Source organism: Acinetobacter sichuanensis (assembly GCF_003024515.2).
Taxonomy (GTDB): Bacteria; Pseudomonadota; Gammaproteobacteria; order Pseudomonadales; family Moraxellaceae; genus Acinetobacter; species Acinetobacter sichuanensis.
Genome location: NZ_PYIX02000002.1, coordinates 1 through 26432, shown reverse-complemented (window position 1 = coordinate 26432; position 26432 = coordinate 1). Strand labels below are relative to the sequence as shown.

The 26432-nt window shown below is 37.7% G+C and carries 21 protein-coding genes; 9 read left to right on the top strand and 12 right to left on the bottom strand.

The annotated features are described in order from the left end of the window. Window positions 1-99 precede the first annotated feature (99 nt). Both pheT and C9E89_RS01515 read left to right on the top strand, forming a co-directional pair. Complete coding sequence (pheT, locus tag C9E89_RS01520; RefSeq protein WP_107006683.1) at window positions 100-2481, top strand: phenylalanine--tRNA ligase subunit beta; 2382 nt, start codon at window positions 100-102, stop codon at window positions 2479-2481. Next, window positions 2478-2774: an integration host factor subunit alpha gene (locus C9E89_RS01515; protein ID WP_004723042.1), complete on the top strand. Its 297-nt coding sequence runs from the start codon at window positions 2478-2480 to the stop codon at window positions 2772-2774. Before pheT ends, C9E89_RS01515 begins: the two co-directional genes overlap by 4 nt. 465 nt (window positions 2775-3239) lie before the next feature. Here the strand turns inward: C9E89_RS01515 and C9E89_RS01510 are convergent, their stop codons facing one another. The 3 genes from C9E89_RS01510 to trxA form a co-directional block, all read right to left on the bottom strand. Further along, on the bottom strand, window positions 3240-3509 hold the full coding sequence (locus C9E89_RS01510) for a hypothetical protein (protein ID WP_107006682.1): 270 nt from the start codon (window positions 3507-3509) through the stop codon (window positions 3240-3242). 414 nt (window positions 3510-3923) lie between these two features. Continuing rightward, window positions 3924-5192, bottom strand: a complete 1269-nt coding sequence (rho, locus tag C9E89_RS01505; RefSeq protein WP_107006681.1) for a transcription termination factor Rho — start codon at window positions 5190-5192, stop codon at window positions 3924-3926. Between the two features lie 319 nt (window positions 5193-5511). After that, window positions 5512-5838 carry a thioredoxin gene (trxA, locus tag C9E89_RS01500; protein WP_107006680.1) on the bottom strand — a complete coding sequence of 109 codons (327 nt, stop codon included), beginning with the start codon at window positions 5836-5838 and terminating at the stop codon, window positions 5512-5514. Window positions 5839-6114: 276 nt separating this feature from the next. On the opposite strand from trxA, the gene ppx reads away from it, so the two are divergent. Genes ppx through C9E89_RS01475 form a run of 5 tightly spaced genes read left to right on the top strand, consistent with a single transcriptional unit; the run spans window position 6115 to window position 11266 of the window. Beyond that, window positions 6115-7635: an exopolyphosphatase gene (gene ppx, locus C9E89_RS01495; RefSeq protein WP_107006679.1), complete on the top strand. Its 1521-nt coding sequence runs from the start codon at window positions 6115-6117 to the stop codon at window positions 7633-7635. Between the two features lie 51 nt (window positions 7636-7686). Continuing rightward, complete coding sequence (locus C9E89_RS01490; RefSeq protein ID WP_107006678.1) at window positions 7687-8511, top strand: acetyl-CoA carboxylase carboxyltransferase subunit alpha; 825 nt, start codon at window positions 7687-7689, stop codon at window positions 8509-8511. A gap of 56 nt (window positions 8512-8567) precedes the next feature. Then, the gene (gene tilS, locus C9E89_RS01485; protein WP_378227123.1) at window positions 8568-9797 is read left to right on the top strand and encodes a tRNA lysidine(34) synthetase TilS; all 1230 of its coding nucleotides are present in this window, start codon (window positions 8568-8570) and stop codon (window positions 9795-9797) included. A 30-nt stretch (window positions 9798-9827) separates the two neighbouring features. Beyond that, complete coding sequence (proC, locus tag C9E89_RS01480; RefSeq protein ID WP_107006676.1) at window positions 9828-10658, top strand: pyrroline-5-carboxylate reductase; 831 nt, start codon at window positions 9828-9830, stop codon at window positions 10656-10658. Between the two features lie 38 nt (window positions 10659-10696). Beyond that, window positions 10697-11266: a YggT family protein gene (locus C9E89_RS01475; protein ID WP_107006675.1), complete on the top strand. Its 570-nt coding sequence runs from the start codon at window positions 10697-10699 to the stop codon at window positions 11264-11266. A 223-nt stretch (window positions 11267-11489) separates the two neighbouring features. On the opposite strand, the gene polA is transcribed toward C9E89_RS01475, so the two are convergent. Next, entirely contained in the window at window positions 11490-14249 is a 2760-nt protein-coding gene (gene polA, locus C9E89_RS01470) for a DNA polymerase I (protein WP_107006674.1), read from the bottom strand. Window positions 14250-14411: 162 nt separating this feature from the next. Here polA and C9E89_RS01465 point away from each other — a divergent pair, with 162 nt between their 5' ends. Next, window positions 14412-17120 (top strand): DUF2339 domain-containing protein, encoded by a 2709-nt coding sequence (locus C9E89_RS01465; RefSeq protein WP_107006673.1) that lies wholly within the window; start codon window positions 14412-14414, stop codon window positions 17118-17120. Window positions 17121-17186: 66 nt separating this feature from the next. On the opposite strand, the gene C9E89_RS01460 is transcribed toward C9E89_RS01465, so the two are convergent. Both C9E89_RS01460 and C9E89_RS01455 read right to left on the bottom strand, forming a co-directional pair. Beyond that, entirely contained in the window at window positions 17187-18125 is a 939-nt protein-coding gene (locus C9E89_RS01460) for a mechanosensitive ion channel family protein (protein WP_107006672.1), read from the bottom strand. 9 nt (window positions 18126-18134) lie between these two features. Next, window positions 18135-18956: a hypothetical protein gene (locus tag C9E89_RS01455; protein ID WP_107006671.1), complete on the bottom strand. Its 822-nt coding sequence runs from the start codon at window positions 18954-18956 to the stop codon at window positions 18135-18137. Window positions 18957-19056: 100 nt separating this feature from the next. Here C9E89_RS01455 and gspE point away from each other — a divergent pair, with 100 nt between their 5' ends. Beyond that, the gene (gene gspE / locus C9E89_RS01450; protein ID WP_107006670.1) at window positions 19057-20544 is read left to right on the top strand and encodes a type II secretion system ATPase GspE; all 1488 of its coding nucleotides are present in this window, start codon (window positions 19057-19059) and stop codon (window positions 20542-20544) included. A 138-nt stretch (window positions 20545-20682) separates the two neighbouring features. Here the strand turns inward: gspE and C9E89_RS01445 are convergent, their stop codons facing one another. From C9E89_RS01445 to C9E89_RS01420, 6 genes are all read right to left on the bottom strand, one after another. Continuing rightward, window positions 20683-22035 (bottom strand): GmrSD restriction endonuclease domain-containing protein, encoded by a 1353-nt coding sequence (locus C9E89_RS01445; RefSeq protein WP_107006669.1) that lies wholly within the window; start codon window positions 22033-22035, stop codon window positions 20683-20685. A gap of 105 nt (window positions 22036-22140) precedes the next feature. After that, entirely contained in the window at window positions 22141-22566 is a 426-nt protein-coding gene (locus tag C9E89_RS01440; protein WP_107006668.1) for an organic hydroperoxide resistance protein, read from the bottom strand. Between the two features lie 119 nt (window positions 22567-22685). Next, on the bottom strand, window positions 22686-23510 hold the full coding sequence (locus C9E89_RS01435; protein WP_107006667.1) for a carbon-nitrogen hydrolase family protein: 825 nt from the start codon (window positions 23508-23510) through the stop codon (window positions 22686-22688). A 31-nt stretch (window positions 23511-23541) separates the two neighbouring features. Beyond that, window positions 23542-24072: an anti-anti-sigma factor GigB gene (gigB, locus tag C9E89_RS01430; RefSeq protein ID WP_107006666.1), complete on the bottom strand. Its 531-nt coding sequence runs from the start codon at window positions 24070-24072 to the stop codon at window positions 23542-23544. A gap of 113 nt (window positions 24073-24185) precedes the next feature. Further along, window positions 24186-25154: an RsbU family protein phosphatase GigA gene (gene gigA / locus C9E89_RS01425; RefSeq protein WP_107006665.1), complete on the bottom strand. Its 969-nt coding sequence runs from the start codon at window positions 25152-25154 to the stop codon at window positions 24186-24188. A gap of 145 nt (window positions 25155-25299) precedes the next feature. After that, window positions 25300-26229, bottom strand: a complete 930-nt coding sequence (locus C9E89_RS01420) for an MlaA family lipoprotein (protein ID WP_107006664.1) — start codon at window positions 26227-26229, stop codon at window positions 25300-25302. Between the last annotated feature and the right edge of the window lie 203 nt (window positions 26230-26432).

Below are 26432 nucleotides of genomic sequence, written 5' to 3'. Positions count from 1 at the left end.
TAAATCCCCCTTTGAGAAAGGGGGACTTTCCACTGCAAGTGGATTTGTGATTTCCCCTCTTTGTAAAGAGGGGCTAGGGGAGATTAAGGAAATGAATGTATGAAAATTAGCGAAAATTGGCTACGCACGTGGGTAAACCCTGCTATTGATAGCGAAGCTTTATCTGACCAACTCACCATGTTGGGTCTTGAAATTGATGATTTAACACCTGCTGCAAAAGCATTTACAGGTGTGGTTGTGGGCGAAGTCTTAACGGTAGAGCAGCATCCTGATGCCGACCGTTTACGTGTAACTACGGTCAATATTGGTTCAGGTGAGCCTTTACAAATCGTATGTGGCGCACCCAATGTACGTGCGGGCATGAAAGCACCAGTTGCAACGATTGGCGCAGTACTTCCAGGCGATTTTAAAATTAAGAAAGGCAAACTGCGTGGTATTGAGTCACAAGGGATGTTGTGTGGTGCTTCGGAAATTGATCTGGAAGATAAAATTGATGGTCTTTTAGAGCTTCCAGACGATGCACCAGTTGGTGTGAATATCCGTGAATATTTAAATTTAGATGACAATGTCATTGATATCAGCATTACGCCAAACCGTGGTGACTGTTTCAGTATCCGCGGGATCGCACGTGAAGTTGGTGTAATCAATCAATTGCCTGTGACTGCACCTGAAATTAAAGAAGTTGCAGCAACGATTGCAGATCAAAAACAAGTTGTAGTGACAACCGAAGGTTGCCCACGTTATTTAGGTCGTGTGATCAAAAACGTCAATACCAAAGCGCTTACACCTGAATGGATGGAACAAGCACTGGCTCGTTCAGGTATTCGTCAGCACAGTATTTTGGTGGATATTACCAACTATGTCTTGATGGAACTTGGTCAGCCTTTACATGCTTTTGATGGTGGTAAAGTACAAGGTTCTGTGCATGTACGTCAGGCAACTGCTCAGGAAAAATTGATTTTACTTAATGAACAAGAAGTTGAACTTTCTGAAAATGTAATGATCATTGCAGATGATGCCAAAGCATTGGCAATTGCAGGGATCATGGGTGGTTTATCTTCATCTGTGACGGATGAAACTACTGAAATTTTCTTAGAATCAGCATTCTTTGCACCACTTGCAATTGCAGGTCGTGCCCGTAGTTTCGGTTTACATACCGATGCATCACAACGTTATGAACGTGGTGTAGACTTTGAATTGCCAATGATTGCCATGCACCGTGCATCACAGTTGATTCAAGAACTTGCAGGCGGTGAATTTGGTCCAATTACGGTGGCTGAACAAGCTGAATTATTGCCAAAACGTGATGCGATTGAGTTGAATCAGGCGCAAGTCGATCAATTGCTCGGTTATGCAGTTGAATCAGACTTTATTACCGATGCTTTACAACGTTTAGGCTGTGAAGTGACAGTCGTTGCTCAGGGACAGTGGACTGTTGTGCCACCATCACATCGTTATGATATGGCGATTTACCAAGACTTAATTGAAGAAGTTGCGCGTATCCACGGATATGACAATATCCAAATCAGTCTACCTGTGATTGATGTGAAATTAGCGAAACATCAAGACCAATTTGAATTACCGCAATTACGTCAAACCTTGGTGACTTTGGGTTATCAGGAAGCGATCAGCTTTAGTTTCGCAGATTTAAAACTGGAAAAACAACTCAATTCACACGTGAATCCATTGGCATTGGCGAACCCAATTTCAAGCGATCTTGCGGTGATGCGTTCAACTTTGTTGTCGAGTTTGATTCCATGTGTACAATACAATGTCAATCGTCAACAAAGTCGTGTACGCTTCTTTGAGTTGGGTTTACGTTTTGATTATCAAAATGCACAAGGCATTGATGATCTTAAACAGATTCCTACCTTGGCGATGATTGCGACAGGTGCGAAACAAGTTGAATCATGGCATGCCAAACCACAGGCAATGGATTTCTTTGACTTTAAAGGTGAAGTGGAAGAGTTGTTGGCTGCGGGTCGTGTACAGGTTGAATATGTACGTTCTGAGCGTGAATGGTTGCATCCTGGTCAGTCTGCTGAAATTTTAGTCGATGGAAAATCAATCGGTTATTTCGGTCGTTTACATCCTTCATTGGAAAATGAGTTGGATTTAAGCACAACTTGGGTTGCAGAACTCGATCAATTGGCTGTTTTGCAAACTTATGTATCTAATTTTACAGAATTATCACGATTTCCATCGGTTAGACGTGATATTGCGCTTTTAATTAATGATAAGATTAATGTTAGTGAAATTCAGCAACTTATCGAAAAAACAGGTGGAGAGCTTTTAGACTCATCTTGGTTATTCGATGTGTATACTGGTCAAGGTGTTGAAGATGGCAAACGTTCTTTAGCTTTTGCATTATTATGGCAACATCCAACACGTACACTAGAAGATGCTGAAATTAAATCTGGTATGGACAATATTATACAAGTGTTGCAAGACACTTATGAAGCGACATTGAGGGCCTCATGACAGCATTAACAAAAGCAGAAATGGCTGATCATTTAAGTGAGCTTACGAGTTTAAATCGTCGTGAAGCAAAACAAATGGTTGAGTTATTCTTTGATGAAATTAGCCAAGCATTAATTGCTGGCGAACAAGTCAAACTTTCAGGATTTGGTAATTTTGAATTACGTGACAAACGTCAACGTCCTGGACGTAATCCTAAAACTGGGGAAGAGATTCCAATTTCAGCACGTCGTGTTGTAACATTCCGTGCAGGACAAAAATTTAGACAACGTGTAGGCACAGAACAAGAGGATTAATTTTCTCTATTTTCGGCAAAAGCCCTGTATTTTTACGGGGCTTTTTATTGCATAAATTTATAGTTGTTAGATGAAATGATGAATGGGTGTACTGTAGGCAGAATGCTATAAGCAAAGTTATTTTTTAATGCTTCAAAATTCTTCATGTTGTTTTTCAAAAGCAACTGAGCTGTAGAATCAAAAATAGGAATGAACCAACGTAGTGCAGAAAGTTTTTTCGGCTAAGTGCACAGTTTTGAATGTTGGTTTTCTAAACTGGCTTCATTATTTGGGATACACTTTGTTTTAATTATATTTTTCCTTAATAGTGAAGACATGTTGTCAGTCGAGTCAGTCTGTATAAATTAAATAGTATATTTTTCTAAATCTATATTTTTAGGGATTTTTTTATTTTTACATAAATTTAAGATGTAAAAAAAGAGAACCCAAGGTTCTCTTTTTTCTGATAATAATCTAAGTTGATTATTATTGAGCAGCAGCAGTTGAAGCAGCAGCAGTAGCTTCAGAAGCAGCAGCAGTAGCAGTAGCAGCAGCGTCAGTTGCAGCAGAAGCAGCGTCAGTTGCAGCAGAAGCAGCAGCAGCGTCAGCAGCAGCAGTAGCTTCAGAAGCAGCTTCTACAGCTTGAGATGCAGCAGCGTTTGCATCAGCAGCAGCTTCTTCAGTTTTTTTAGCACAACCAACAAAAGCTAAAGTAGTAGCAACTGCAGCAGCAATAGCGATTTTTTTGAATAACATGGCATCACTCTCATAAAAATAATTGAGACAAAAAAACCCAGATTAGCCTGTTGTATGCTTTTATTGTGCCTAACCATTGTGTAGGTAAACAATGCAGAAAGCAGTCTAACTGGTATGCGAATATGCTATCACTGCGCATTTAGAATTGCTACTGCTCTAAATTAAAAAAAAGCGAAAAAAGGTTAAAAAATGACACTTTTTTAACAGATATTTACAATTAATATTGAGTTTTATATTGGTTTGTTGCTAGGTAACTGTCTAAAAAACATAAGGATTTTTTGTTAAAAATATTAATATTCAATGATTTGCAATCTAATTTAACATTGCATAAGCACATCTGTAAATTTATGTAAGCAAAGTCAACCAAATAAAAAGGCTATCGTTATAGATAGCCTTTTTAGGAAAAATTAAAAATTAATTCGTTACTTTACGTTTCATTTGGTCAAAGAAGTCATCATTGGTTTTGGTTTCTTTCATGCGATCTAGCAAGAATTCCATCGCAGCTAACTCATCTTGAGTATGTAACAATTTACGTAAAATCCAAACTTTACGTAGATTTTCTTCACTCATGAGGCGCTCTTCACGACGAGTACCTGATTTCTTGATATTCATTGCAGGGAAGACGCGTTTTTCAGCAATACGGCGATCAAGTGTAATTTCTTGGTTACCTGTACCTTTGAATTCTTCGTAGATCACTTCATCCATTTTACTGCCTGTTTCGATTAGTGCAGTTGAAATAATCGTGAGTGAGCCACCTTCTTCAATGTTACGTGCAGCACCAAAGAAACGTTTTGGGCGTTCTAAAGCATGTGCATCTACACCACCTGTTAACACTTTACCTGATGAAGGAATTACGGTGTTATAGGCACGTGCTAAACGTGTAATTGAGTCAAGTAAGATAACAACATCTTTTTTGTGTTCAACCAAACGTTTTGCTTTTTCAATGACCATTTCAGCAACTTGTACGTGACGTGCTGGTGATTCATCAAAAGTAGAAGCAATGACTTCACCACGTACAGTTCGTTCCATCTCGGTTACTTCCTCAGGACGTTCGTCAATGAGAAGTACAATCAAGAAACATTCAGGATTATTGCGAACAATCGACTGAGCGATGTTTTGCAATAACATGGTTTTACCTGCTTTAGGTGGCGCCACAATAATTGAACGTTGACCTTTACCAATTGGAGCAATAAGGTCAACAACACGAGCAGTTAAATCTTCAGTTGAACCATTACCTAACTCCATTATAAGTTGTTCAGTTGGGAACAATGGTGTTAAGTTTTCAAAAAGAATTTTGTTACGTGAGTTTTCAGGTGTGTCGTAGTTAATTTGATTAACTTTTAATAATGCAAAATAGCGTTCACCTTCTTTAGGTGGGCGAATTGTACCTGTGATGGTATCACCAGTACGTAAGTTAAAACGACGAATCTGAGAAGGGCTAACATAAATATCGTCAGGACCTGCAAGATAAGAGCCAGCAGCCGAGCGTAGGAAGCCAAACCCATCAGACAAAATTTCTAGAACACCATCACCAAAAATTTCTTCGCCATTCATAGCATGGCGTTTTAAGATGGCAAAAATAATGTCTTGTTTGCGGTTACGAGCCATTCCTTCAAGGCCCATAAACTCAGCAATCTTAATGAGTTCGCCAATCGGTTTTTTCTTGAGTTCAGTTAAGTTCATAGATGGTCAGATTGATGTAAGGATGTGTGGTACACAGAGATAAAAGAAAGAAAGCAAAAGTCGACCGCGGTACAATAGGTGAGTGTAATTGTATTTGCACAATAACAAAACTCAGAATCTAATTGGTTCTTTCGAGGAGAAATGTGTAAAACAATTTCTTTTGCCGAGCGGCGATCTTATGTGTTGTGTTTTAAGAAACAGGAATAAAACCCCAATGTTTCTTGTCGTAGAAATATAAGTGAGAACGTGAAAATTGTCAAATAGAAGAGAAAAAATACGCTATATTTTTATAGCGTATTTTGTCGATTAACTATACTGTTTAGATATTTTCATCAATGAAGGCAGTGAGTTTAGATTTAGGCACAGCACCGATTTGTTGTGCTACGACTTCACCATCTTTAAACATCAATAATGCTGGAATATTACGGATATTATAATTTACCGCAGTTGCTTCACATGCAGTTACGTCAACTTTAACGATTTTTACTTTACCTTCATATTCATCAGAAAGTACTTCTAAAACAGGTGCAATCGCTTTACATGGCGCACACCAGCCTGCCCAGAAGTCAACAAGAACAGGAGTTTCAGATTTTAAAACGTCAGCCTCAAAGTTGGCATCAGTGGTATTTACGATATTGCCTGACATGGATAATGCTCCGAAATATTTTAAAGATGTAACCTATATTTATAAGTATTACATAGTCATCTTTAACAAAGTAGGGGAATGGTTAAATTTTCGATCTTAATTGTGAGTTTGTCTAATTGATGCTCACGATAAGCCTAATCGGAGTTTTTAAATTGTCATACAATTGTCACATATGTAGAAAAAATAATGCCTCAGTGAATTGTCATCATAAATGGCTTTTAAATTGCTTGTATGTGAATTAATCTAGGCACACTTCTGAATGAGTTTGTATAAATAATGTCTGATTTTTTAATTGATGAAGAATTACTTGCTGCCATTGATATGGGGTCGAACAGTTTTCACTTGGCAATCGCCCGTGTTGATCATGGTGAAGTAAAAAAAGTAGCATCAATGTCAGAAAAAGTTCAGCTTGCTGCAGGGTTGGATGAAAATAAAAATTTAACAGAGGCAGCACAGCAACGAGGTTTGGCATGTTTGGCAAGGTTTGTTGGGCGTTTAAGCTCTGTACAGGCGAATCGTTTGCGTATTGTCGCAACCAATGCTTTGCGTCAAGCAAAAAATGGTCAAGAATTTATTCAAAAAGCGGCAGAAATTTTACCTAAGCCGATTGAAATTATTGCAGGTCGTGAAGAGGCTCGTTTAATTTACCTAGGTGTTTCACACACAATGGCAAATAGCGGACGCCGTCTAGTCATTGATATTGGTGGTGGTTCTACAGAGCTTATTATTGGTGAAGAGTTTGAGCCAATCCATACAGAGTCTTTACAAATGGGTTGTGTTGCATTTACCAAAGCTTATTTCCCAGAAGGTGAAATTAGTGCAAAAGATTTTGATAAAGCTGTCGTGGCTGCACGTAAAGAACTGACTTCTATTGCAAATACTTATAAAGCAGAAGGTTGGGATACGGTTGTTGGTTCAAGTGGAACGATTAAAGCGTGTCGCCAAATTACAGTAAATATGGGCTGGAGTGATGATCAGGAAAATCTGACACGCGAAGGTTTAGAAAAATTAAAAGACAAAATGCTGAAATATAAACATGTTTCAGATATGGAGTTTGAAGGCTTAAAAGAAGATCGCCGAGCAGTATTGCCAGCAGGTTTGGCTATTTTGTATGCGATTTTTGAAATATTAAATATTGATAAATTAGTCTATTCAGATGGTGCATTACGAGAAGGTGTAATGTATGACCTACTCGGACGTTTTCAGCATGAAGACATTCGTGATCGTAGCGTACAAGCGATGATTGGTCGTTATAATGCAGATTTAAAACAAGCACAACGCGTCGTGGATACTGCACAGCATTTATTTGATAGTGTTGCTGCAAAACTGAATTTAAATAATGATGATAGTGATTTATTGCGTCGAGCTGCTTATTTACATGAAATTGGTTTAGCAATTAGCCATAGCGGTTATCATAAGCATAGTGCGTATTTGTTACAGCATTCAGATATTCCTGGTTTTTCACAAATCGATCAAAATCATTTGTCACATTTGGTCGCTCATCATCGTCGAAAATTGCGTACAGACAGTAAAATTGATGTGATGAGAGTAGGTGGATACAAACTTATTTACTTATGTTTGTTGCTTCGTCTTGCAGTTTTACTGAATCACAGTCGTAGTGATGAGATGCTTCCTGCCATTGAATTAACAGTCCTAGATGAGCAACAATGGCAACTCTGCGTTTCTGGTGATGCCAAACAATGGCCATTGCTCGTTGCCGATTTGCATGATGAGCAAGTGCAATTTAAGCATTGGGACATTGAATTGAATATTCAGTCGGAACAGTTTATCGATTAACACAAATTTCTCGGTGTGAGTCATCGGCGAATTAGGGATAATACTCGACTTATGAAAAATAAAGCTGCTCAATCTAAAGCTTGGAAAACGGTTCAAATTGCACGTCATCCAGAGCGTCCGCAATTTTTGGATTATGTAGGCGAAATCTTTACAGAATTTGATGCTTTGCATGGTGATCGTCTATATGGTGATGATGGTGCAATGGTCGGTGGCTTAGCGCGTTTTAACGGTCAAGCTGTCATGATCGTAGGTCAACATCGTGGTCGTAGTACCCGTGAAAAGTTACAGCACAATTTTGGGATGAGTAATCCTGAGGGCTACCGTAAATCACAACGTTTACTTGATATGGCTGAACGTTTTAATTTACCTGTTTTTACTTTTATCGATACGATGGGTGCATATCCTGGGGTTGGTGCAGAAGAACGTGGTCAAGCAGAAGCGATTGCAAGTAGTTTAGCCCAGCTTTCCAGCTTGAAAGTTCCTGTTATTGCTACTGTTTTAGGTGAAGGTGGTTCAGGTGGTGCACTTGGTATCGGTGTAGCTGATCGTGTGATTATGCTTTCTCACAGTATTTATTCGGTTATTTCTCCAGAAGGTTGTGCTTCTATTTTATGGAAAACAGCAGAAAAGGCAGAACAGGCGAGTGATGCTTTAGCCTTAACTGCTGATAAGCTACAAAAAATGGGTATAGTCGAATATGTTGTTGACGAAGGCGAAGGGGCACATTTACAACCATTAGATGTTATGGAAAAGCTTAAAGATGTGTTAAAACAATCGCTTGATGAATTACAAGCAATGAGTGCAGAAGAGCGATGCGAAGCACGTTACCAGCGTTTAATGAAGTTTGGCAGCGACAATTTAGGACTCGTTTCTTAACACAACTCCTTCAATTTCCAAAAAATACTCAATTTCTTATTGGGTGTAGCGGCGGCATGGATTCCATGCTGTTGCTTTATTTAATGGCAGTGTTGTGTCCTCAGCAAATTCGAGCAATTTATATTAATCATCAATTACAAGCTGCAAATGATGATTGGGCTATTTTTGTTGCTGAACAATGTCAGCAGTTAAATATTCCTTATATTGTAGAACATGTACAAGTTGCTGAGGGTAACTTAGAAAATCAAGCTCGTGCTGCACGTTATCAAGCTTATCAAAAACATCTTCATCCAAATGATATTTTAGTACTTGCTCATCATCAGCAAGATCAGGCAGAAACAGTCATGTTGCGTTTGTTGTCAGGCGCTGGCGTGTCTGGTTTAAGTGCAATGAAAGTGATTGATGAGCGAGAAAATTTAACACTTTGGCGCCCGTTATTAGATATTTCTCGTGAGCAAATTTGCCAATGGGCAGAGCAAAGCTCTTTACCTTATGTTGATGACCCAACGAATATGGATACACATTATGATCGTGCATGGTGTAGACATGAACTTTGGAATATTTTGCAAAGTCGCTATCCTAAAATGCAACAAGCATTGGCACGTACAAGTTATTTGATGCAGGATGCACAAGAAATTTTAACCGATATTTTGCAGCAAGATTTGGCTGTATGTACGCATGAAAATCGACTCGATTTAGCAAAATTAAATGGATTAACCTCTGCGCGACAAAGGCAGCTTTTATCGGCGTGGATGAAAGGTCAAGATACATATCGTCCTAGCTTTGAAATGGTGCAACGTTTACAACAAGAAGTCATTTTATCTAAATCAGATGCTCAAGCTGCTTTACATTGGAATGAATATTATTATGTACGCTTTCGACAGTTTTTATATCGTTTAGATGCTGAAATATATTTAGAGAGTAAAAAAGAACAACCTTTTGTTGCACAAAATTTAGAATGTGATTTAGAGCAAAAAATTTCTGTAGCTTCTGGAGATTTTCAGATTCAAGTACAAAAAGTCGGGTTATCCTATTCTTTACTCAGAAAAAAATTAGAACTGAATCATCGTAGAGGTGGAGAAAAAATCCATCTTTATGGCAGAGTGGGTACTTGGGCATTAAAAAAAGCAATTCAAGATGCACATATTTTTCCATGGATGCGTCATACAATTCAAATATTAAGCATAGATAATGTTATGCTTGGTGTTTTTACACCGAATGGGTTTTGGTTGGCTCAATCTGACTATGTTGAAGTCAATGGTTGGCAACCGAATTTAGTTTCTTAGCGAGAAAGCGTTAAACGTCGAGCGAAATTCATGAGTGCAGCTTTAAATTGTAATATTACTTTCATTGGTGGTGGAAATATGGCTCAAGCCCTAATTGGTGGCTTGATTACCCGTGGACTGCCTGCAACACGGATTACAGTTTCTGACCCCGTAGAAAAAATCCGTGAGTTATTACAAGAGAAAGATGTACATGTAACTGATGATAATGTTGCAGCAATTGAAACAGCAGATGTCGTTGTTCTTGCTGTAAAACCTCAAGTTTTAGGTGCTTTATTAAAGCCATTGCATGGTTTATTTGACAATAAGTTGGTGGTTTCAATTGTCGCTGGTGCTGAAATTGAGACGATTGCGCTTTTAACAGGAACAGATCGTATTGTTCGTGTGATGCCAAATACACCTGCATTGGTACAAACAGGCGCACATGGTTTGTTTGCGAATGACAATGTTGCTCGTGCAGATCGTGAATTAGCCAGTCAAGTTTTAGCAGCGACAGGTTTAACCATTTGGGTCAATACTGAAGTACAAATTGATGCTGTTACTGCTGTTTCTGGCTCTGGTCCTGCATACTTTTTCTATATGATGGAAAGTATGATTCGTGCAGGAAAAAATATGGGCTTGGATGAAAAAGTCGCAACAGCTTTGACATTACAAACAGCTTTGGGTGCTGCACAAATGGCAATTACCAGTGCAAATAGTCCTTCGGAGTTACGCAAAAATGTGACTTCTCCGAATGGAACAACTCAGGCTGCATTAGAAGTTTTTGATCGTGCACAAATTTCACAAAATATTCAAACTGCGCTTGCTGCTGCTCAAAAACGTAGTCAAGAATTAGCACAAGAATTAAGTGATAGTACGAAATAATTGATTTAATTATTGATTTTATTTAGGAATATTCCAATATGGGTGCAAATTCTGCGCAGATTTTTGGCATTATTATTAACGTCGCAATTTTGCTGGTATTCTTTCGTTTTTTAATGCAATTGGCAATGGTGAGTCCATATAATCCTGTGGTTCTTTCTACAGTAAAAGCGACTAAAATTGTTGATATTTTTAGTCGTATTTTCCCGACAATTGCCAAAGGACGAGTCAATACTGCAGCTTTAGCGTTGTTGATTGTTCTGTATTTATTGAAAATTTTTGGAATCATGTATTTACAAGGTGCTATGCCAAATAGCCCAGTACATTTATTGATTTTGACTTTTGTCACCATGATTCAGGATTTGATTCGCTTCTGTCGTTATTTAATTTTTGCAACGATTATTTTAAGTTGGGTGGTGATGTTTACCCAATCTCGTTCACCTTATATTGAAGTGATCCAAGAACTCGCTGAGCCATTATTAGCACCATTTCGTAAAATCATGCCAAATATGGGAATGATTGATCTTTCTCCGATTTTGGCATTTCTTGCGTTGTATATTGCTGAAATTTTAATGAATGAAGTTGCAAAGGTTTTATTAACAGGTTTGTAATTTATTGATTGAAAATAAAAAAGGACTCGATTGAGTCCTTTTTTATTACTGAAGATTTATGAAGTGAATTGAGGATGATGACTATTCAAGTATTCAAATGTGGTGTTCTATTGAACTTCATTGGGGGCTAGTGGAAAAGAGGCTTCACTAGGCATAGCTTCTTATTTTTACAGCTCACCTCTCCCTAACCCTCTCCTGAGAGGAGAGGGAACTTATTTCAAGTTTAATGCGCTTCATCCCAATTGTTGCCTTTGCCGACTTCAACCAACAAAGGCACAGATAAGGTACACACTTTTTGCATGACGTCCTGAATCTGTTTTGCTAATTCATCAGCAATCACTTCATCGACTTCAAAGACCAATTCATCGTGGACTTGGAGTAGAAGTTTGGCTTGATCTTTCGGTAAGATTTTATCAACTTCAATCATTGCCATTTTAATGATTTCAGCGGCAGAACCTTGTAGTGGCGCATTGATTGCTGCACGTTCAGCCGCTTTACGCACCATCATATTTCGTGCATCAATATCAGGTGTGTAAAGACGACGCCCCATAATGGTTTCGACAAAACCTTGTTCTGAAGCCACTTGACGAGTACGTTGCATATACTCATAAATGCCTGGATAGCGATGGAAATATTGTTTGATATAGTTTTGTGATTCTTCACGGGTAAAGCCAAGTTGACGAATCAAACCAAATTCAGACATACCATAAAGCAGACCAAAGTTAACCGCTTTGGCTTGGCGACGTTGATCATTGGTGACATCTTCAAGTGCAACACCCAAAACTTCTGATGCCGTACGACGGTGTACATCTTGCCCATGATTAAAAGCATGAACCAAAGCTTCATCTTGGGAAAAATGTGCCATTAAACGCAGTTCAATTTGTGAATAATCGGCTGCAAGTAATACGCGACCTTGAGGCGCAATAAATGCTTTACGAATTTGACGTCCAATCTCTTCACGAACAGGAATATTTTGTAAGTTTGGATCGGTCGAAGATAAGCGACCTGTAGCCGTTAATGCTTGATGATAACTGGTGTGTACACGATGCGTTTCATTATTGGCTTGTTTAGATAAACCTTCGGTATAAGTACTTTTGAGTTTGGTTAAACCACGATATTCAATAATTAATGAGGTAATAGGATGATCAATTTTTTCTAAAATTGCTTCAGACGTACTGTATTGACCTGTAGCTGTTTTCTTACCACCTTTTAAGCCTAATTTTTCAAATAAGACTTCACCCACTTGCTTTGGTGAGCCGACATTAAAAGATTCGCCTGCGATTTCAATAATTTGGTTTTCAAGGTTTTGAATGGTTTCAGCAAAATCTACACTGAGTTGGTCTAAAAATGCCAGATTTAATGCAATGCCATTTTCTTCCATTATCGTGAGAACGCGAGCAACAGGCATTTCAATATTGTGCAAAATACCTGATAGTTCAGGGATTTCTTTTAGCTTACGATTGAGTACTTCGTATAAACGATAGGTCACATGTGCATCTTCGGCAGCATAATGCGCCGCAGTTTCAAGCTCAATTTGATTAAAGGTTTTTTGCTTTACGCCTTTGCCTGCAATTTGTTCGAAGCTTGTGGTCAAGTGGCTTAAATAAACACGTGCAACATCATCCATACCGTGACGAGTCGCCACTGAGTTTAGGACATAAGATGCCAACATGGTATCAAAATACCAACCTTGCAAATGGATACCATGATTTTCAAAAATATGCGCATCATATTTTAAATGATGTCCAATTTTTTCAACAGTTACATCTTCTAAAATAGGTTTAATGTGTTGCAGAATTACATCACGATTTAGTTGTTCAGGCGCACCTTCATAATCATGTGCAAGTGGAATGTAATAGGCATCTTTCGCATCAAAAGCGACTGAAAAACCAACTATTTCTGCAACACGATAATCTAAACTGGTGGTTTCAGTATCAATGGCAAAACGTTTTTCTGTGCTTAAGCGCTTGAAAAACTGCTCCCAATCCGCTTGAGTTAAAATAGTGTGGTAAGTTGCTTGTCCAAGTTGATCATCAACACTACTTGAAATGGCTTGATCATTATTTTTTTCAGTATTTTGTGCAGTTTTTTCGATTTGTTTTGAGGTCTGTTTATACGCAGTACTGTTTGGATTGTTGGGATGATCTAAAGATTGTAATTGATTACGGAATTCTAACTCAGTATAAAGGTTGCGTAATTCTTCAACATTTGGGTCGGTCAGTTTCAAGTCATCATAGGTCAAGCCCATATCAAGGTCGATAATAATACTTGCAAGTTGGTGATCAAGCTTAATACCGTCTTGGTTTTCTTTAATATTTAAACCAACTTTACCTTTAATATTGTCAGCATTGGCAATAATATTTTGTAAATTGCCATATTCATTTAAAAGCTTGGCTGCTGTTTTTGCACCTACACCAGGGACACCTTTAATTCCGTCTGAGGCATCGCCCATCAAGGTTAAATAGTCAATGATCTGATCTGGACGTACACCAAATTTTTCAATGACCCCTTCAATATTCATAGGTTTATCTTTAAAACTGTCTTCAAGCGTCACTTTTTCAGTGACCAACTGTGCCATGTCTTTATCACCTGTTGAGATCAGGACTTGATGACCCGCAGCTTCAGCACGTTTGGCTAAAGTACCAATAATATCATCCGCTTCTGCACCAGGTAGCATGTGAAGTGGAATACCTAGCGCACGAATTAAAGCATGTAAATAAGGAATTTGTTGAGCAAGTTCGTCAGGCATACTTGGACGATCACCTTTATAAATCGGTGAAAGTTGATGACGAAAAGTAGGTTCAGGTGTATCGAAAATCACTGCCATATGCGTAGGTTGAACACGGCGCATTAACTTTTGAATTGCAGAAATAGCACCACGAATTGCATTGGTTTGTAAACCTGTTGAGGTGGTTAATGGTGGTAGTGCATGAAAGGCACGAAATAAAAAGTATGACCCATCGACCAAAACAAATGGTGGCATTGCAAAATTCCTAATTCAATTAATAGCAGTATTGTACGTGATTTTGGAAAGGAGCATAGCATCATGATGTAGAACGATAGTTACCGAATATCTGATGAATTCATCAGAACTCAGCGTTTGACTGTTGTATCATCCAAATACTCAGGATAGAGACAGAGAAATATGCTCAAAGGGCAGAGTGAGATTCGTATTATTTGGTTAATGGTCTTAACGATTGTTGCGGTTTCAGCATGGTTTTTAAAGATTGAAGTATTGACCTATGTCTGCGGTTTGGCATTTGTGATGAGCGTGATGCATTATGTCGATGCTTTGCAAAAGCCTTTGATTGATATTTCAGCGCAACAACATCTGACTTTACAGTTTACCTCAAAAGTACCGCTTTATATTTCGTCATTGCTTGCGGTTGTGGGTATGAGCCTGCAATGGGGTTGGCTGATAGGCTTGGGTTTAACCTGTTGGATTTTCTTTTTTCTAAGGTGGCTAAGACGTTTAGAGCGCTCTGTACAGCAATTACAAGAAAAGCTGCACCATGTGCAGCAACAACCTATCACACCAGAAAACAGTACTGCGGTTATTTCAAATTCGACCCAACCGTTATCTGAAACTCATCCTGAAATGAGTTTAATACAGCAAATTAAACAATGGATTTTTCAAGGCAATCCTGTCTTAAAAGCCGCAACTGTTGTATTGGTCATTGGGATTATTTTATTACTGCGTTTTGCAACGGAACATTGGCAGGTCAGTTTATCTTTAAAACTGGCAATTGTTGCAATACTAAGCTTCGTGCTTACAAGGATTGGTGTTTTTCTACAGAATAAAAATAGAAGTTTTGCTTTAGCACTTGAAGGACTTGGATTAGCAGGACTATTTTTAACGCTATTTTTTGCTTATTACAATCATGTCATTCCGAATATTTATGTTGCGAGTATCTGTTTTGCTGTGGTCATGGCACTCACGCTGACTTTAAGTTTAAAACAGCAGAGTATTGAATTGGCTTTAATGGCAATGGTCATTGCCGCTGTAGCACCTTTTACTTTGCCTGTACGAGCGGCAACAGCAGTAGAATTTGTTGCGTATTATTGGGTCATTAATTTCTGTGTTGCCATTTTAACAACTTTACGTCCGTGGAAAATTCTCAATCAAATCGCATTTTTAATGACTGTCATTGTTGCAGGAAGCTATGCCTTTATTCATGGGCAAACGCAGCAACATGATGCTTTGGCATTTTTGGTGCTTGCACATACTGCCATTTTTATTTGGTTAGGTTTCCGTTTTAGTCAGCTGATCGCACAAAAAGATGTACAACAATTTCAGTTAAAACCTGCTTTAGACATCGCCCTCATTTTTGGTGCGCCATTGGTTGCTTATACTTTTTTATATTTGATTTATTTTGAAAAAACAGTATGGCAAGCCAGTCTGAGTCTAGCATTTGCGGTGTTATTTGCAGTGCTGTATCTATTGGCGAAGCGCAATCAAACCGTCAAAATTATTTCGCAAAGTTATTTTAGTTTAATGTTGATTTTTATCACATTAATTCCGCCACTTCTTTTACAAGATGAATGGAGTGTGATGGGGTGGGCGGTGGAAGGTGTACTGATTTTTGTATTTGCTTTATATCAAAAATCTACAGTGAGTCGTTATCTGGCAAGTGCGTTATTACTGGTTGCAGGCTTGTCGAGCTTATATTATTTATTTGAATCTGCACATTTTCCAAGTTTGATGTATTGGGTGCTTAGTATCAGCTATTTTGCTGTAGTTTTACTTGCCAATGCACATGAAAAGTTTCAACAACAATTAACCTATAGCAGTATTACTTTTTTGAGTATGTTGTTGCTGTCAGCAACCGCTATGCAATTATTTTTATGGGTGGATTATCTTGAAGGATCATCTCAGTATATTTTCACCTTAATATTGATGAGTGGCTTATATGTCATTTTAAATAGCGTGATGTTATGGCGTAAAGCATCATGGTCATGGCTGATTCCAAAATGGATTGGGGTGATCCCACTTTATATTTTTGCATTATTCTTCGTCATTCATCGTAGTGAAAACGGCAGTATCCTTTGGTTAAATACGATTGAACAAGCAGGCATTTTCTTTAGTGGCGCATTGTTGACATGGTTATGGCTGCGTCCTTCTGTTGGTTTAAAACTTGAAAAAGAATGGGTGAGTTTGGGAACTTTGTTGAGCTTAAGCTTGATGAGTTTGAGTATTTTGCCTGCTCTGCCTTATATCAGTGTGGTGATCCTACCTTTAGCATTCTGTGCATGGTGTTTTAGCCAAAAAGAAAATTTGAATTGGACGATGTTTTGGCAAACACGAAGTAGTTTAGCTTTGATCCTCATCTGGATTGTATGTTCACAATTATTTTCACAACAACCTTTTCAGTTTTATCTACTTCCTGTGTTAAATCCTTTTGACTTGATTAGTATTGCGATTTTATTTGGTTTTATTTGGATGTTGAGCTTACAACTTAAACAGGGGATGGATCGTGGAATTGTGGCTGTGTTATCGGTTTTAAGTTTACTTTGGTTGAGTAGTTATGTGATTTTGCGAGCATTACATGTCTATTTGTCTACACCATATAATACGCTTGAGATTTGGCAAAACTCGACAATTCAATTGAGTTTTACTTTGCTTTGGGTGAGTTTGGCTTTTATTACCATGAGCTATGCAACAAAGAAAGATATGCGCTCTTTATGGATTTTAGGCGGAAGTATTTTAATGCTTGTGACCTTAAAATTAGTCTTACTTGACCTCTCACATATTGGTACATTAACACGTGTTATTTCTTTCTTGGGTGCAGGTTTTGTCATGCTTATCATTGCTTATATTGCACCGATTCCTGAAACAAAAGCATTAAATCATTAAAAATAAAAACCCTCTAAATTTTAGAGGGTTTTTCCGATTACATTTTTTAAGTAAAATTGTGCGTGTTTATAAATACTTATCTTGATTTTTTTGCATTTTTAATTCTTGTGCATTTGTATAGGCATCAACATCTTCATTGGCTAATGCGCTATGTTGGGTAAATGGGCGATCTACAAAACCAATTTTAGGCACAGGAATTTCAATCTGATTTTCAACAAAACGATTGCGAATTTGTTCATGGATTTCATCTTTAACTTGCATATAATTATTTTGTTTACACCATAATGCATAATGCAACTCAATTGAAGATTCACCAAAAGAGGTGACGCTTAAACGCGGTTTAGGGTCAGCTAAAATCAAAGGATAATCATCAGCAAGATCAAGTAATACTTCACGTACTTTGTTGATGTCTTCATGAAAATTAATGGCTAAAGTAATGAGAATTCGTCGTATCGGAAACTTTGATAAATTATGTACAGGCGCACGAATGAGTTGTTCATTGGGTAAGCGTACATAAACATTATCCCAAGTCAGCAGTTTGACAGAAAGCAAATCAATGGAAATCACTTCACCTTCAATGGTATGCCCACGAATTAATGTGATCTGAATGGTATCGCCAATTTCAAAAGAACCCTCACCAATCAAGAACAAACCACTAATTAAATTTGAGGCTGAAGTTTGTGAGGCAAAACCCAAAGCAACGGTCAAAATCCCTGCTGCGCCTAAAAAGACACTGAGTTTAAAGCCTGCTTCTTTTAAACTCGCCATCACAAAAATCATGAAAATAAAATAAAAAATCCCTCGTCGCCATACCAAGCGTTGATGCGCATTAAACTTGGTACCAATGGTTCGAATAAAGGTATTTGAAATGATTCGTGCCAATAAAAAACCCACAAAACACAGCACAATTGCAACCACAATTTCACTGAGTCGGTCAGTATTAATATTGGTGAAAATACCTTTTAGATTATCAGCAATGTCTTTAGGGATATTGGTTTCTGCCATGCTGACCTCTTAGAAGAATGAATCAAACATATTAAATAGCGCACCACCTGGCGAACGTGGTGGATGAACATAACTCACTTCACCTGCTAAAGGTGGCGTACGACTTTCAATTTTGACACGAGCAGGGCGGTCATCACCTTCATAAATAACTTTAATTTGTGATGTCCAAAGTCGTCCTGTACTTTCACTATAAAATAAAGGTAGTGCAGGAACAGGTACATTCATACGATCAAAACGTAATTGATGACTGCTAATATTATGAAAAACAATCGGGGTTACGGCACGAAAAGCACGAGGTCGTAAAAGGTTAAGCTCTGTTCGTCCATCTACAGCCGTTGCATAACACATTTCACCATTGCGATGATCAGGACCAAACCATGTGTCTTTAGGTAAAATTACAGGAATATCAAACAACGGTTCTTTTTGTGCTTGTACAAAACCTGCCACCCAAAGCGGTGTACTAATATACAATGTTCCACGTTGTCCCGCAGGAATATAAATTGGATCTACAGGGCGAATCACCACTGAACGATCTGCTAAACGTGGCATCAGTTGAAAGTGATTATGCGTTTCTCTAAACATATAGCGTTCAACATGCACAGGCTGTGGAAAAGCAAAATGAACATCGTGGATACAACTCCATTGTTGCTCATAGTCATATTGAAATTGAGGACGATAATATTCCAAACGCCATTCTTGTAGACCGCGTGTTAAACGCATCATTGTTGAGCCAAATTGCCATGCTTTGGATTGATTTAGCTCAAAATTTTGCTCTCCCCACCATTTCAGATCAGGAAGTTCGGGTTCTAGATGTTCATTTTTTATGGACAAAAGGCTTCATTCCTCTGATCATTTCTTTAAAAAACAGTCTTCACGCTGTCATGCGCTTAGAGTACACTCAAAACAATTTTAATCATTAATATAAGTTGTAATGCAAGTCCTTAAACAATTACAAATACCTTATAGTTTTGCGAAACGGCATGGAGTGCTATTACGTTACGAAGGCGATCAAGTTTTTATTGTCCGTCGTGAAAATACTACACAGATTGCCATTCAAGAGGCACGCCGTTACCTTGGTCGTTCTGCACATCATCAACTGTGTAATGAAACAGAATTTAATCATTTACTCAGTTCAAGTTATGCAGGTGAAACAGGTGAGTCACAACAAGTTGCAGCAGGTTTGGAAGATCACCCTGATTTACTTAGTTTAGCAGATCAAGTTCCTGAAACAGAAGATTTAATGGATCAGGAAGATGATGCACCGATTGTTCGTTTAATTAATGCCTTACTCTCCGAAGCCATTCGTGTGGGTGCATCTGATATTCATATTGAAGCCTTTGAAAAGAAACTTTCTGTGCGTTTACGTGTGGATGGTCAGTTACGTGAAATTGTCCAACCACGGCGTGAACTTGCGCCACTTTTGGTTTCTCGTATTAAAGTCATGGCAAAACTGGATATTGCCGAAAAGCGTATTCCTCAGGATGGCCGTATTTCTTTGCGTCTTGCAGGACGTGAAGTGGATGTCCGTGTTTCAACTTTACCATCTTCACATGGTGAACGTGTGGTGATGCGTTTGCTAGATAAGCAAGCAGGGCGTTTAAACATGACGCATTTGGGTTTAATGCCAAGTGATTATGAGCGTTTAACGACTTTGGTACATCGCCCACATGGCATTATTTTGGTCACGGGTCCAACAGGTTCGGGTAAAACCACCACGCTGTATGCTGCGCTTTCTGACTTAAATGATGGTTCTAAAAATATTTTGACTGCCGAAGATCCGATTGAGTATCAGCTTGAAGGGATTGGACAGACGCAGGTCAATACCAAAGTGGATATGACGTTTGCACGTGCTTTAAAAGCCATGCTTCGTCAAGACCCCGATGTGGTGATGGTGGGTGAGATTCGTGACCTTGAAACCGCAGAAATTGCTGTGCAAGCCTCATTAACAGGTCACTTGGTTTTATCTACGCTGCATACCAATACCGCAATTGGTGCAGTGACACGTTTAAAAGATATGGGGATTGAACCTTTCTTATTATCGAGTTCCTTGATTGGGGTGATTGCGCAGCGTTTAGTGAGAACAATCTGTTCGCAATGTCATACATGGCGTGAAGCAGATGATTTTGAGAAAGCCATTTTTAAGCCTGTTTCTAATGCAATTGATTTAAAACTGCCTGTGCCAAAGGGCTGTGATCATTGTTCACATACAGGATTTACAGGTCGTACCGCAATTTATGAAATTGTGCCTATCGATGAGCAAATGCGTCGTTTGATTCATGGCAATGCGGCTGAGTATGAACTTGAGGAATATGCGCGCCGTGATGCAGGTTCGATCCGTGATGATGGTTTGCGTAAGGTGTTGGCAGGTAAAACCACGATGGAAGAGGTTTTACGTGTCACCAATGAAGCAGCAGAGTGATGAAAGTATTTTTTCTTATTGTATTGAAGTATAAGAATATATTTAATATTTTAGTGGTGGTATAAAGGATATGGATAGAGGAGTAGCAAAGCAAGCATGAAAAATGTTTGCTTCACCAGTCAAAAATGGGGGTATTTATTATTTATTGCTTTTTGCTCGATTAAAATATCGTAAAACTAATTGTGCATTCTCAATATCAGTTTTTCCACCTTTTGAGTATGGAATAATGTGATCAACTTCTGAGTCTTCAATTGCTAAAATGCGTTGTTTTGATATTGAACACACTGGATTTTGATCAAACAATTGTTTTTTGATGGCATAAGGAAAGATTCTTAATTCATAATTTTTATCTGAAATAATTTCTTCAAGTTTTTCAGTCCAAATTTTAAATCTTTTTCTAAGGATTTCCTTGTTTGAGGTTTGTATTAAAATGGAATCAATGAACTCATGGTTGTTATTCATCAAATCAATCATGGCTTCTCGAATATAGTCAGCATTTCTTAAAACATCATTTTTTGAATAGTCTTTGAAGCCATACATTTGGATATCAAATAATGCCATATTAATGCGTGTTGTTGCCCAAGTTCCTTGTTGAGTTTCATTAGCTGCTCCCAAGTATCTTCTAAAAGCAGTTTCACCAAACACAACTTTAACTAAATCAACACAATGATTAAATCGCTCTTTATACTCTTTTTGTTTTTCTTGCGTGATAAAGCGATTATCTCGAAGTTCTTTATTGCAAAATTGTTTCATACTTGGTTTATAGTTTAAGTAAGATTTTTCAGTCAACGCAAAAAAACGTAAAATCATACCTCTATAGATCATACGATTTTTAAAATTATCCTTTTTAACGAGTTGATCAAAAGTTTTATTATTTTCAAGTTCGCTTAGTAGTTTTATATAATCACCACGATAAACACTATTTCTAATTTCATCTTCATTTAAGGCGGTTGATCCTGTATTAAGTCGTTCAAAAATTTCAAACTTCACATCTTCATTTGATTCCTTTTTAATCAATATAGTGTGAATAGTTGTGGTTTTAATTTTGGTTTGTAATGCTTTGTCTAAATCCTCAAAAGTTTTTCGATTGAGTTCTTTAAAAACAGTTAATCCTGTCAATTTGAAAACATCACCATTTGGAAATTTTCCTGTAATAAAACTTAAAAAAGATGTCAGACGTTGTTGTCCATCAATGACGCTAAATGTTCCATCTTTTTCTTCTGCTAAATAAATAACAGGAATAGGAACATCCATTAATATAGATTCGATTAATCTACTTGCAATTTTCAACGAAGCAACAAATTTTCTTTGATATTCTGGCTGTAAATCTAAATCATTATCTTGTTGCATTGAAAGAAACTCTCTTAATGAGAAATCTTTGGGCTGCCAGATAATTTGTCTTATATCTTTTTCTTGTAATTCTAGTGTTTCATCATTTTCTAGACATTCACTTTCAATGAGTTCATTGTTGATTTTGGATTCAAGATTCATTCTAAGCACATTTTTCAAAGTTTTATTGAAGATATTATGCTATAAAAAATAAGTATTTAAAATAAAACCTATCTAAAATTAAATGTCTAGATAGGCATCAAACCATCAAACAATCACATTCAACGTCACATCAATATTGCCACGTGTTGCATTTGAATAAGGACAAACAATATGCGCAGCATCCACCAGTTTTTGCGCTTCTGCTTGTTCCAAACCTTTCAAATGAATATTTAAAGTCACCTGAATACCAAAACCTGTTGGAATTGGACCGATACCAACATCACCCTCAATATAAGCATCAGGCGTGATTTTTAAATGATCACGGTTGGCAACAAACTTCATTGCCCCTAAAAAACATGCAGAATAACCCGCAGCAAAAAGCTGTTCAGGATTGGTTCCACCACCTGCACCGCCCATTTCTGTAGGTACTGCAAGTTTTACATCTAAAATATTATCTGAGGAAGTGGCACGACCATCACGACCGCCTGTGGCTTTTGCATGTGCGGTATAAACAACTTTTTCTAAAGACATGGTAAATCCCTGTGTATTTTATTTGAACCATTATCCTGTCTGAAAGTGAGGATAGAATAAGCAGTATTTTTGTAAATTTATCAGAGATTGAAAAGTGAGATGCAATACAAAAATGATGTTTAGTATTGCACTAAAATACGATGTTGCATCAAAGGCATAGACGCACGAATGGCTTCCTGTTCTGCTAAATCAAAAGGCACAGTCAAAAGCTGTGCACCTTCTTGATTGGTGATTTCTAAAATTTGACCACGACTATTGCTTGCACCTGCATGTCCCCAAGTCTGACGTTTTTCACCATGCCAACCTTGTTGCGCTGCACCTAAAACCTGACATTGACTGTCCATTGCTCGTGCTTGAAGCAATAACTGCCAATGCATTTCGCCAGTGGTATAAGTAAAAGCCGCAGGCGCAGTCAAAATATTGGCACCTTGAGATCTCAGGCTTAAAGCAAGTTCAGGAAAACGCAAGTCATAACAGACCATCAAGCCGATATTGCCAAAAGGGGTTTTCGCCACAACTACATCTGTACCAGGTTCAAAGAATTTTGACTCTTGATAGCCCCCCACCGAATCACCGACTTGCACATCAAACAAATGAATTTTGTCATAACGTGCTTCAGTCCGTTCAGGGCTGATACACAGGCTTACTGTACGAACCCGACCATCTGAAATCGTCGAACCGTCAGGGCGGAAAGGGCAAGGCAATGTGCCTGCAACAATCCAGATTTGATACTGAGCAGCAAGATGCTCTAAACGCTGTTGAAATTCTTCAAAGCGTTCGGCTGTTTCACGCTGTTTACCCGCAGCAAAACAAACAAAGTTTTCAGGAAATACAATTAAAGAAGCACCATTGGCTTTACTTTGTTGGATCAATGACTCAATCACACTGAAATTTGCTTCAATGTCATTTTGAGAATTCATTTGAACAACAGAAAGTAAAGTCATTGTTTTTCCTTAATTAGACTTATTTTAAAACTTAGATGTTATGTTGAGGCTCAGAATTTAGCACACATTGCATATCGTCTTTTTGTTTCTCAAGTTGCTTCACTAATGGCTCAAACATATTTTGATTATTTTCATTGAGTTTCATTAATGTTTTATGTGCATCTAAAACAGTATGTAGCATTGTATTGTGATTGATATTGTCATCTAACAAAGCTTGTGTGCACACATTTGGGTCGCCACAATAATTTAAGATGACAAAAACCTGCCCTAAGCCCATGCTATTGGCTAGAGTGGTGATATCAGGATTTGTAGATAACATGACCGCTTGGATGTGATGGACTTGCTTGAGCTTTAAGCCCAACTTCGCCAATACACCTAAAACTGTGCTGTCTATAAAGCTGGTTTGGGTCAAATCAACAATAGCGCCAACGACGTTTTCTTGCTGTTCGATCCTTGCCAAAAGTTTGTCTAAGCTTATGCAAGACTGGGCGCGTACTTCACCAATAAGTTTGAAAATATGCGTTCCATTCAAGCTTGCATATTCAACATGACCTGTTGACATATAAATGCCATTTGCAGAGAAGGATAGGAAAATTATCACATAGCGCAACTTTATACTCAAGTATTCTTGAGTTAGAGAATAGTCTATATTTAACTAAGTATATGAATATTAGATTAATTCATTCTTCTTAAACTGAGAATGGCAATATCATCAGCAACATGATTAGGTGCTTGGAATGATTGATTTTGCAAATGATAGACCAATTGTGAGAACTGTTCGTTTAATCCGCCATCATAAGGTTCAAGTGCACCATCAGAACAAATAATAAACCGAGCATGTCGATTGAGAACAAATTGAAACTCTTCAACTTCGAGGTCTTCTGTTAAACCTAAAGGAAAACTACTGGTGTTTAAAACGCGAGGTGCTTGGTTCGGCTCAAAAATAATAGGAGGAGGATAATGCCCAGCACTTGACCACTTCAGCACATGTGTTTCTAAATTTAGAACGCCTGCAATCATGGTGATGTGTTTTTCAATATTTTCCTGAACCAACATCCCATTCAATTTTTTAATTAATTCTCTTGGGGTTTTTGAGCGACCATGAAATGCTGCCATCCATGAAGTGAGTAAAGAGCTTGTCACACCATGTCCTGAAACATCAGCTAAATAAAAAATAATTTCTTTATCGCTTATTTTCCAATAATCATACCAATCGCCAGATAAATAAGCTGAAGGTTTAAATAATGTTTCAACTTTATAATTTTGTAGTTCAATAGGATTAGGAAGTAATTTTTTTTGTAATTCGGCAGCAGAAGGTAAGTCACGACTGTCCTGATTACGTTTATATTGTGCATCTATTTTTAATAATGAATGTTCAGGATGTGCAGGTAGACGTGTCCAGATCCAGCCCGCTAAAGCACCTAATTCCCATGCTTGTGATAATGCTGTGCCTTCATTTTCAAACGCTATCACAACAGTAGGCAAATTCCACTGATGTTGTAAATAGTCTTGTACATCAGCAATTGCAATAATTGTTGGATCATACAGGTTAATATCTTCAATGTTGATCATTTGCAGACTCGGAAGATTATTTAGTACTTGGTCTAAATTCGGTATTGTGCGAGTGGGCTGAATGAAATACATAAAGTTAATTAATGATCCTGAAACTAAAATGATAAAGCTAAATCTATGTTAGACGATGTAAAATAGATAGCCAAGTAGTGTAGGCATCCACAAAGTAATGCCAACACAAAATAAGTTTTACAAAATATTTTCAATTATATTGCGATTATTGCGTTGAATCAGGGTCTTCAGTACTTTCATCATCTACAAATGAAATTGCTTCAGCACCTAAACCTTTTTTCTGAGCGATGTTATAACCTTGACGTTGTAAATAAATATCACGAATCGCAGCATATCTATCACCTTGTAAAGCACCTTCAAACTCTAACAAGCGTGAACGGGCATTAATACCACCCATCATACGATTGCCCCAAATTAAACTTGTTTGATCATTATCATCCATTGGATACGTCAAAGGATTAGCATAACTTTCAGCAACATAATCTAAAGAATTACGTAAAGTGCTAGGTCCTAAAAGTGGCAACATTAAATAAGGACCACTTGGAACACCATAATAACCCAAAGTTGTTCCTAAGCTTTCATCTTCATTAGGTAGACCTAAACGTTTTGCTGGATCTGCTAAACCTAAAGAAGTTACTGTATTAATGGTAAAGCGCCCTAAAGTTTTAGCTGCACGACTAAAACGACCTTGTGCAAGTTGATTTACGGCATTCCAAGGTTCACTTAAATTTTTACGAAATGAACTATAAGAACCTCGAACATCTTCAGGTACTTTTGCTACATACTGTACAGCTAAAGGACGAGCAACGTTACGATCTAACATATCATTAAATGCAAAAATTTCACGATTCAAAGGTTGTAGAGGATCTTTTACATCATCTGCTTGAGCAGCATTAGCATTTACCTTCAAATTTTCAACTTTAATATTTTTTAATTCTTTTAAAGCATCAAGACGAGGGTGTTTACTTTCAGCACCTGTAGCTTCAACTTCAGCATTTATTGCAGCTACTTGACTGACTTCAGTATTTTGATCAAGAGCATTAGTAGACGTAGTCTCTACATCTTGTTCAGCAAATACATGAGAGGTCAAACCTATGGTTAGCATGCTTAGCCATAAAAATTTTAAACGATGCATATAAGTCCTTAACGAAATCAATAAAAGCAAAATTGTTTATGGGGCAACAACTAGTTTCATCATTTATTTTATTCTAACAGTTGCTCCTTGACATGTATTAAATCAAATTTGGATAAAAAATGTAAAAAACTTACTTAAAATGACTAAAAAAAGATCACTTGATAAATAAAATTAAAAAACTTTAAAAAAAGGGGTTGCGTCTG